This is a genomic window from Mycobacterium kyorinense (assembly GCF_001672775.1).
Classification (GTDB): domain Bacteria; phylum Actinomycetota; class Actinomycetes; order Mycobacteriales; family Mycobacteriaceae; genus Mycobacterium; species Mycobacterium kyorinense_A.
Genome location: NZ_LZKJ01000094.1, coordinates 25,789 through 33,998 on the forward strand (window position 1 = coordinate 25,789; position 8,210 = coordinate 33,998).

Here is an 8,210-nt window from a genome sequence, read left to right on the forward strand (position 1 = left end):
ATGGCAACATGAACCGCGACAACAGCCAACCGGGAGGGACCGTCCGTGAGCAAGCCAGACCGCAAGAAGGCCGGTGGTAACGGTGGCAAGGACGGGGTGCCCAATACCCTCACCACGATTCCGTTGACCGACCCGCATGCGCTGCCCGTCGAACCGTCGATCGGCGAGCTGGTCAAAGACGCCACCGCGCAGATGTCGACGCTGGTCCGCGCCGAAGTCGAACTGGCCCGCGCGGAGATCACCCGCGACGTCAAGAAGGGCCTGACCGGCAGCGTCTTCTTCATCTCCGCGCTGGTGGTGCTGTTCTACTCGACGTTCTTTTTCTTCTTCTTCGTCGCCGAACTGCTCGATACCTGGCTATGGCGCTGGGTTGCGTTCCTGATCGTGTTCGGCGTCATGGTCGTCTTCACCGCCCTGCTGGCACTGCTTGGTTATTTGAAGGTCCGCCGCATCCGCGGACCGCAGCAGACCATCGAATCGGTCAAGGAGACCCGCGCCGCGTTCACCCCGGGTCACGACAAAGCCGACGGCGCGACGGGGCAGCTCACGCCGGGCGGCACCCCTGCCGACCCCTCAGGCTGGTAAATGGCAGCACCGGATCCGTCGGTCACCCGCATCGACGGGCCATGGCGCCATCTGGACGTACACGCCAACGGGATCCGCTTCCACGTCGTCGAGGCAGTCCCGGCTGACCGAGATGCGGCCACACCGCAGACGGCGCGGCCGCTGGTCATCATGTTGCACGGCTTCGGCTCGTTCTGGTTGTCCTGGCGTCATCAGCTGCGCGGCTTGACCGGCGTGCGCGCGGTCGCGGTGGATCTGCGCGGCTACGGCGGCAGCGACAAACCGCCCCGGGGCTACGACGGTTGGACGCTTGCCGGCGACACCGCCGGGTTGATCCGCGCGCTCGGGCATTCGTCGGCCACCCTGGTCGGCCACGCCGACGGCGGACTGGTGTGCTGGGCCACGTCGGTGCTGCACTCCCGGCTGGTGCGCGCGATCGCGGTGATCAGCTCGCCCCACCCCGCCGCGCTGCGTGCATCAGCGCTGACCTGCAAGGAGCAGGCTCGGGCGCTGCTGCCGTCGCTGCTGCGTTACCAGGTGCCGATGTGGCCTGAGCGATCGCTGACCCGGCACGGCGCCGCCGAGATCGAACACTTGGTGCACAGCCGTGCCAGCGCCAAATGGGTTGCATCCGAAGACTTTTCCGAAACCATCGGCCACTTGCGGCAGGCGATCCAGATCCCGTCGGCGGCGCACTCCGCCCTGGAGTATCAGCGCTGGGCGGTACGCAGCCAGCTCCGTGACGAAGGCCGGCGGTTCATGAGGTCGATGAGCAGGGGCACAAACGTTCCGCTACTGCACATCCGCGGCGGCGCCGACCCCTACGTGTTAGCCGATCCGGTCGAGCGAACGCGGCGTTACGCTCCCCACGGCCGTTACGTAACGGTCTCCGGCGCAGGGCATTTCAGCCATGAAGAGGCGCCGCAGGAAGTCAACGGTCACCTGGCGGGGTTTTTGGAGCAGGTGTATCGCAACGGGCTCAGCTGACGCAGGCGCCGGTGGCCACCGGGGCGGTGTCGCCGATCTGGGCGAGCTGACTGCTCACCTCTTTGGCGGTCAGCACGAATCCGGTGTCGTTGTCGTCGACTGCGGCACCGAACACGACCCCGAGCACCTTGCCGTTCATGTCGATGAGTGGCCCACCCGAATTACCTTGCTCCACAGTGGCTCTGACGGTGTACACCTCACGATTGACGGTGGCGTCGCGGTAGATGTCGGGGCCAGACAACTCGATGATCTCGCGGATCCGGGCCGGGGTCGCCACAAAGCCGCCGCCACCGGGGTAGCCCAGAACCAAGGCGTCGGTGCCACCCTTGGCCGGGGCGCTGGCGAAGGCCAGCGGGCCCGGCGGCAGATTCGGGACCGCCAAAATAGCGACGTCGATGGTGGGGTCGTAGGAGACCACGGTCGCGTCGTACGGGTTTCCGCTGACCTCCACTGTGACGTTGTTCGCGCCGGCCACCACGTGGGCGTTGGTCATCACCCGATCCGGCGACAGCACGAATCCGCTGCCCTCCAACACTTTCTGACAGCTGGGCGCGATGGCCCGGATCTTGACCACACTGGGCTCGGTGGCAGCCACCACCGGGTTGCCGGCCAGCCCCGCATCGGGCGTCGGGACCGCGACAACCGGGGTGCGGCCGAACGGCCCAAGTACTTGCGGAAGACCGGAGGTGTCCAGCAGCGACGACAGCCGCTTGGGCACCGTCTGCAGCCAGGGCGGTGCAACCTGGTTGACTTCAGCCAACACCCGTGAACCACGCACCGCAGCAGCGAGATTGGGCTGTCCCGACGACGATGTCAGCGGAGTGGCCAGCAGCCAGGCCGCGATGAGCACCACAACCAGTTGCACCGCCACGCCGATCATCGAGTCGAAGAAGCGGATGATGCGGCTGCGGATCGCCCCGCGCACCGCCCGGCCCAGCACGACACCGGCGACCTCGCCGATGACCACCAGTCCGAGGATCAAAAACAGCGCAGCGAACAACTTGGCGCGCGGAGCCATGATGTAGCTGACGATGTGCGGGGCCAGCAGCACTCCGGCGACCGCGCCGAGCAGCACTCCGACAAACGACAGCAGTGAGCCCAAAGCGCCTGAGCGCCAACCGGAGATGGCCGCGACGAAGGCGATTGCCAGCACCGCGATGTCGATCCACTGTGACGGGGTCATCATGCACCACCCTCATCGCCGACCAGGGCCATCGCCTCGTCGAGTTCGCGGACATCACTGGTGTCCCACGGCTGCGCCCAGCCGGCGACATCCAGCATCGCCGAGATCACCTGACCAGTGAAACCCCACACCAGCATTTCGTTCAACAAGAATGCCGGGCCGGCGAAGCGCCGCTGCAGCGCGCTGCGGTACACCATCAGCCGGTTTTCCGGATTGACGAAAGCGCGCAGCGGGACTCGCGCGACGATTGCGGTTTCGGCCTCGTCGACCACTGCCACCGGGCCGGGGTCGGGGGAATACGCCAGTACCGGGACGACATGAAAACCCGACGGCGCGATGAACGTTCGCTCCAGGGTCGCCAGTGGACGCAGCCGGCCGACGTCGATTCCGGTTTCTTCGTGAGCTTCTCGCAGGGCGGTGGCCACCGGCCCGTCGTCTCCGGGATCGGCCGCGCCGCCGGGAAACGCGGCCTGGCCCGCGTGGTGCCGCAATGTCGAGGCCCGCACAGTGACCAACAGGTCGGCTTCGTCGGGAAACCTGTCGGCCGGACCGGATTCCGGGCCCGAGAACAGCACCAGCACCGCGGCTTCGCGCCCGTCACCGCGCAACGCCGCCGTCGCCTTCGCGGCGGTGACCAGCGCAAGGACATCGGCGGGCAGCCGGCGCCGGAAGGCCTCCGGCACCTCACCGACATTGTCGACCAGTGGGCGCAGCCACGGCGGCCCGAGCTCGGGTGTGAGCGGAACCGCAGCGCTCACCGGCGCCTCCCTGGTGTGGTCCAATTGCCCGGCTCGGCCCCGCCAGCGGGGGGACCCCCGCGTCACGGCGCCAGCCTGGCTCATCATGCATGATCTCCGACCGCAGCCGCGATTTCGTCGGCGGTGGCGAAAGCCCGCGGCAAGCTCTGGGCAACGCTACCGTCCGCGGCCAGCACCACCGTCGCGGGCATCACATTCGGCACCCGCAACGCGGCCGCGATCCGCCGTCGGCCGTCCTGCAGAGTCGGCAACCGCACACCCAACTCCGCCAGCCGCAGCAAGGCCGCCGTTTCGTTCTCGTCCTGGTGCACGGTTATCACCGTTACCGCCGACCCGACCCGGCGCTGATATTCGGCCATCGCGGGCAGCTCGGCCTTACACGGCTCGCACCAATACGCCCACAGGTTCAGCACCACCCGGCGGCCGGCCAGCGCGCGGCCGACATCGACGGCCGAGCCGTCGGCCGCGCATTCCACGGTGACATCGCGCAGCGCCGGCGGTCCGGCGTTGTCACCGGCGGGCGGACACGGGGGCAGGTCGGCGCGTTGCCGCGGTCCGGCCAGTGCCGCGGGGGTGTCGGCGTCGCGGTGTTCGCGACTCGGGCCGCTCGTCGACGGGGCCGGCGAGCTATCGCGGTAGTCGCGCAGTTCGGCGACCAACGCGGCCAGCAGCGCCGCGACCACCACGAGGATCGCGACGGTCCAGCGGGTCCGGGCGGTCATGACGGCTTTGTGATGTGACGGGCCTATAACCCGGCCAAGGCCAGCAGATGCTCGGTTTCCGGTCCCTGCACCAGCGGCGCCGCGATTAGCGGGTCGGTCGGACCGGTCCCGAACGACGGACAGTCCTTGGCCAGCACGCATACACCGCAGGCCGGTTTGCGGGCGTGGCACACCCGGCGGCCGTGGAAGATCACCCGGTGGCTGAGCAGCGTCCATTCGTCGCGCTCGATCAGTTCGCCGACAGCGTGCTCGATCTTCACCGGGTCTTCCTCAGCAGTCCACCGCCACCGCCCGACCAGCCGTTTGAAGTGTGTGTCGACGGTGATCCCAGGGATATCGAAGGCATTGCCGAGGATGACGTTGGCGGTTTTGCGCCCCACCCCGGGCAGCGTGACCAGCTCGGCCATGGTGGCCGGCACCTCGCCGGCGAACCGCTCGACCAGCGCCTGCCCCAGACCGATCAACGATGCCGTCTTGTTGCGGTAGAAGCCGGTGGGGCGGATCAGCTCCTCGAGTTCGGTGCGATCAGCGCGGGCGTAGTCAAGCGCAGTCTGGTACCGGGCGAACAACGCCGGCGTGGTCAGGTTGACCCGTTTGTCGGTGCTCTGCGCCGAGAGGATGGTCGCTACCGTCAGTTCCAGCGGCGTCGTGAAGTCCAGCTCGCAATAGACATGTGGAAAAGCTTGGGCCAGCTTGCGATTCATCCGGCGCGCGCGTCGAACCAAACCCAAGCGAGTCTCCGCCGCCCACCGCCGGTCCGGGGCGGCGGAGGCCGCCGCAGTGCCGCGTGCGGGCTTGCCCACTGTCACGTCCGACAGAGTACTTGGGGGAATATCCAGTCAATTCGTGATCCCGATGAGACCTTTGCCGTGTTTACTTGCTCCTTGTGTCGTGGTTGCTAGTGGCCTTCATCCCGGGGTTGCTGATGTTAGCGACGTTCGGCTTGCAACGCCTGGAATCGGGTTTGGTCGACGACACGCTCACCGCCCGCGACGTCGCGGAGTTTCTCGAGCAGGCTGACGCCGCCGACATGGGCACGCTGGCCCGCGAAGGCATGCCCGAGGCGCTCGACGGCCTGCACCGCCGGCGTGGTGAGCGCGTCGACGATCCGGGCCGCGGGTACAGCGGCGCCGACTATGCCGTCGGCCCGTCCGCAAACCCCGGCCGCCATCGGCATTCCCGGGCGAATCGGCAATTTGAGCCGCCCCGACATGCCAATCGTGTGTAGCGTTGGCACGTCGAGTTAACGGCTGGCCTCTAGACTCATGTCACTAACCGCATAAGTTGGTACAGCGCCAGGGTGCGAGTCGGGCGCTCGCGCGTAACACGAAATTCAAACAGCTAAGGGGCAACGTGGACGAGATCCTGGCGAGGGCCGGAATCTTCCAGGGGGTTGAGCCCAGCGCCGTCGCAGCGCTGACCAAGCAATTGCAGCCCGTCGATTTCCCCCGCGGACACACCGTTTTCGCGGAAGGAGAGCCGGGCGACCGGCTGTACATCATCGTTGCCGGGAAGGTCAAGATCGGCCGCCGGTCCCCCGACGGCAGGGAGAACCTGCTGACCATCATGGGCCCGTCCGACATGTTCGGCGAGCTTTCGATCTTCGACCCGGGGCCACGGACCTCCAGCGCGACGACGATCACCGAGGTGCGGGCGGTGTCGATGGACCGCGACGCGCTGCGGGCCTGGATCGCCGATCGTCCTGAAATCGCCGAGCAGCTGCTGCGGGTACTGGCCCGCCGGTTGCGCCGCACCAACAACAACCTCGCCGACCTCATCTTCACCGACGTGCCGGGCCGGGTCGCCAAGCAGCTGCTGCAGCTCGCTCAGCGGTTCGGCACCCAGGAAGGTGGCGCGATGCGTGTCACCCACGACCTGACCCAGGAGGAAATCGCTCAGCTGGTCGGCGCGTCACGCGAAACGGTGAACAAGGCGCTCGCCGATTTCGCCCACCGGGGCTGGATTCGCCTGGAGGGCAAGAGCGTGTTGATCTCCGACTCGGAGCGATTGGCCCGGCGCGCACGGTAGTTCCGCCTCCGCGAAGCAGAAGCCAGGGCTGTGGTTGGGCCCAAAACCACGACCGTAGCTTCTGCCTCGCGACAAGTCGCTAACGACGCAGATAGTCCAGCTGCGCCTGTACCGACCACTCGGCGACGTCCCAGAGTTCCTGGTCGACGTCGACGTAGACGTGTTCGACGACCTGACGCAGCGTGGCGTCGTCGCCGAGCACTTGCAGCGCCGCCCGGATCTGTTCCAAGCGCTCTTCTCGGTGGGCGAGATATTCCTCGGCGACTGCCGCCAGGTCAGGCAGATCCGGCCCGTGGCCGGGCAGCACGGTGCGGGCGCCCAGGCCTTGTAGCCGCCGCAGCGAGTCGAGGTAGTCGGCCAGGTTGCCGTCTTCCTTGTCGATGACGGTGGTACCGCGGCCCAGCACCGTGTCCGCGGTGAGCACCGCGTCCTCGAGGACAAACGACACCGAGTCGGCGGTGTGCCCCGGCGTTGCCATGACCTTGATCGTCACGCCCGCAGCGTCGATCACCTCGCCGTCAACCAGGTGACCGCCGAGGCCGCGCAGGAATCCGCTGCCGACTGAGCGCACCGTCGCTCCGGTTGCCTCGACCAACTTGTCGATGCCGTCGGTGTGGTCGCCGTGCCGGTGGCTGATCAGGACCAGCGCAATCCGGCCGAGCCCCGCGACCCGGTCGATGTGCTCGTCGTCATCGGGTCCCGGATCGACGACCACCAACTCGTCGCTGCGCGGGCCGCGCAGCACCCAAGTGTTGGTGCCCTCCAGCGTCATCTTGCCGGGGTTGTCGGCCAACAGCACCGACGCCGTGTCGGTGACCGGCCGCAATTGTCCGTATGCGGGGTGGGCCAACAAGTCGCTACCCGACCTGCACCACCAACTCGACTTCCACTGGCGCATTCAACGGCAGCTCGGAAACACCGACCGCCGACCGGGCATGCGCGCCGCGGTCCTCGAACACCTCGCCAAGCAGATCCGACGCACCGTTGACGACACCGGGTTGGCCGTTGAACCCAGGCGCAGAGGCGACGAACCCGACCACCTTGACGACCTGGGTCACCGAGTCGATGCCCACCAGGGCATCCACCGCGGCCAGCGCGTTGAGTGCGCAGATCCGCGCCAGCTCCTTGCCGTCCTCGGGGCTGACGTCGACGCCGACCTTGCCGGTCTGCGTCAGCTTGCCGGCCTGCATGGGCAGCTGGCCCGAGGTGTAGACCAGGTTGCCGGTACGCACCGCCGGTACATAGGAGGCCAGCGGCTTCACTACTTCGGGCAGCTCGATACCCAGTTGTCCGAGCCGGGCCGAGGCGCTCACTTCGGGCGTTTCAGGTATGCGACGTGTTGCTCACCGGTCGGTCCGGGCAGCACCGACACCAACTCCCAGCCGTCGGCGCCCCACTGGTCCAGGATCTGTTTGGTGGCGTGCGTCAGCAGCGGGACGGTCGCGTACTCCCAGGCGGTCGGTTGGGTCATAGCCTGAGCTTATCGGTCGGGTGACAACGCCTGTTGGTTAGCATGCTTTGGTGGCGACCACACCGAGCGGCGGGAGTTCCATCGGCTGGCCCTCGCGCCTGGAGAAGGCCCGGCTGCATTTCGTGACCGGCAAGGGGGGCACCGGCAAGTCGACGATTGCCGCCGCGCTCGCGCTGACTTTGGCGTCTGGCGGGCGCAAGGTGCTGCTTGTCGAAGTCGAAGGGCGGCAAGGGATTGCGCAACTGTTCGACGTTCCTCCGCTGCCCTACAAGGAACTCAAGATCGCGACCGCCGAGCATGGCGGTCAGGTCAATGCGCTGGCGATAGACATCGAGGCCGCATTCCTGGAATACCTGGACATGTTCTACAACCTCGGGATCGCCGGACGGGCCATGCGCCGCATCGGCGCCGTCGAGTTCGCGACGACGATCGCGTCATACACCGGGTTCTTGGTGCCCTTGTTCATCCGGATCACCGACTCTTTGATCTTGCCGGTC

Annotated in this window: 12 protein-coding genes; 5 read left to right on the forward strand and 7 right to left on the reverse strand. The window is 67.3% G+C overall.

Translation table 11 applies throughout. The features are described 5' to 3' along the window. The first annotated feature begins 45 nt into the window (after window positions 1–45). Complete coding sequence (locus tag A5707_RS10395) at window positions 46–585, forward strand: phage holin family protein (RefSeq protein WP_065014408.1); 540 nt, start codon at window positions 46–48, stop codon at window positions 583–585. Next, window positions 586–1,551, forward strand: coding sequence for an alpha/beta fold hydrolase (locus tag A5707_RS10400; RefSeq protein WP_065014409.1), 966 nt, complete (start codon window positions 586–588; stop codon window positions 1,549–1,551). Here the strand turns inward: A5707_RS10400 and marP are convergent. The 4 genes from marP to nth form a co-directional block, all read right to left on the reverse strand. After that, on the reverse strand, window positions 1,544–2,734 hold the full coding sequence (gene marP / locus A5707_RS10405; RefSeq protein WP_156657760.1) for an acid resistance serine protease MarP: 1,191 nt from the start codon (window positions 2,732–2,734) through the stop codon (window positions 1,544–1,546). The two genes, A5707_RS10400 and marP, sit on opposite strands and share 8 nt — an antisense overlap. Beyond that, the gene (locus tag A5707_RS10410) at window positions 2,734–3,492 is read right to left on the reverse strand and encodes an NUDIX hydrolase (RefSeq protein ID WP_065014411.1); all 759 of its coding nucleotides are present in this window, start codon (window positions 3,490–3,492) and stop codon (window positions 2,734–2,736) included. Before A5707_RS10410 ends, marP begins: the two co-directional genes overlap by 1 nt. Before the next feature lie 83 nt (window positions 3,493–3,575). Beyond that, window positions 3,576–4,214 (reverse strand): TlpA family protein disulfide reductase, encoded by a 639-nt coding sequence (locus A5707_RS10415; protein ID WP_065014412.1) that lies wholly within the window; start codon window positions 4,212–4,214, stop codon window positions 3,576–3,578. Between the two features lie 23 nt (window positions 4,215–4,237). Beyond that, window positions 4,238–4,918, reverse strand: coding sequence for an endonuclease III (gene nth / locus A5707_RS10420; RefSeq protein WP_065014413.1), 681 nt, complete (start codon window positions 4,916–4,918; stop codon window positions 4,238–4,240). A gap of 221 nt (window positions 4,919–5,139) precedes the next feature. Between nth and A5707_RS10425 the strand changes: the two genes are divergently transcribed. Both A5707_RS10425 and crp read left to right on the forward strand, forming a co-directional pair. Next, window positions 5,140–5,442, forward strand: a complete 303-nt coding sequence (locus tag A5707_RS10425; RefSeq protein WP_419866412.1) for a hypothetical protein — start codon at window positions 5,140–5,142, stop codon at window positions 5,440–5,442. A 125-nt stretch (window positions 5,443–5,567) separates the two neighbouring features. After that, on the forward strand, window positions 5,568–6,242 hold the full coding sequence (crp, locus tag A5707_RS10430; RefSeq protein WP_036362963.1) for a cAMP-activated global transcriptional regulator CRP: 675 nt from the start codon (window positions 5,568–5,570) through the stop codon (window positions 6,240–6,242). A 79-nt stretch (window positions 6,243–6,321) separates the two neighbouring features. On the opposite strand, the gene A5707_RS10435 is transcribed toward crp, so the two are convergent. The 3 genes from A5707_RS10435 to A5707_RS23785 are packed head-to-tail and all read right to left on the reverse strand — an operon-like array spanning window position 6,322 to window position 7,713. Continuing rightward, the gene (locus tag A5707_RS10435) at window positions 6,322–7,140 is read right to left on the reverse strand and encodes an MBL fold metallo-hydrolase (RefSeq protein ID WP_065014415.1); all 819 of its coding nucleotides are present in this window, start codon (window positions 7,138–7,140) and stop codon (window positions 6,322–6,324) included. Next, window positions 7,100–7,555 (reverse strand): RidA family protein, encoded by a 456-nt coding sequence (locus A5707_RS10440; RefSeq protein WP_065014416.1) that lies wholly within the window; start codon window positions 7,553–7,555, stop codon window positions 7,100–7,102. The genes A5707_RS10435 and A5707_RS10440 overlap by 41 nt, the downstream gene beginning before the upstream one ends. Beyond that, a complete protein-coding gene (locus A5707_RS23785) occupies window positions 7,552–7,713 on the reverse strand; it encodes a DUF4177 domain-containing protein (RefSeq protein WP_099539648.1) in 162 nt (53 codons plus the stop codon). The genes A5707_RS10440 and A5707_RS23785 overlap by 4 nt, the downstream gene beginning before the upstream one ends. A 47-nt stretch (window positions 7,714–7,760) precedes the next feature. Here A5707_RS23785 and A5707_RS10445 point away from each other — a divergent pair. Next, a partial coding sequence (locus tag A5707_RS10445) for an ArsA-related P-loop ATPase (protein ID WP_331713137.1) occupies window positions 7,761–8,210 on the forward strand: 450 nt, incomplete at its 3' end.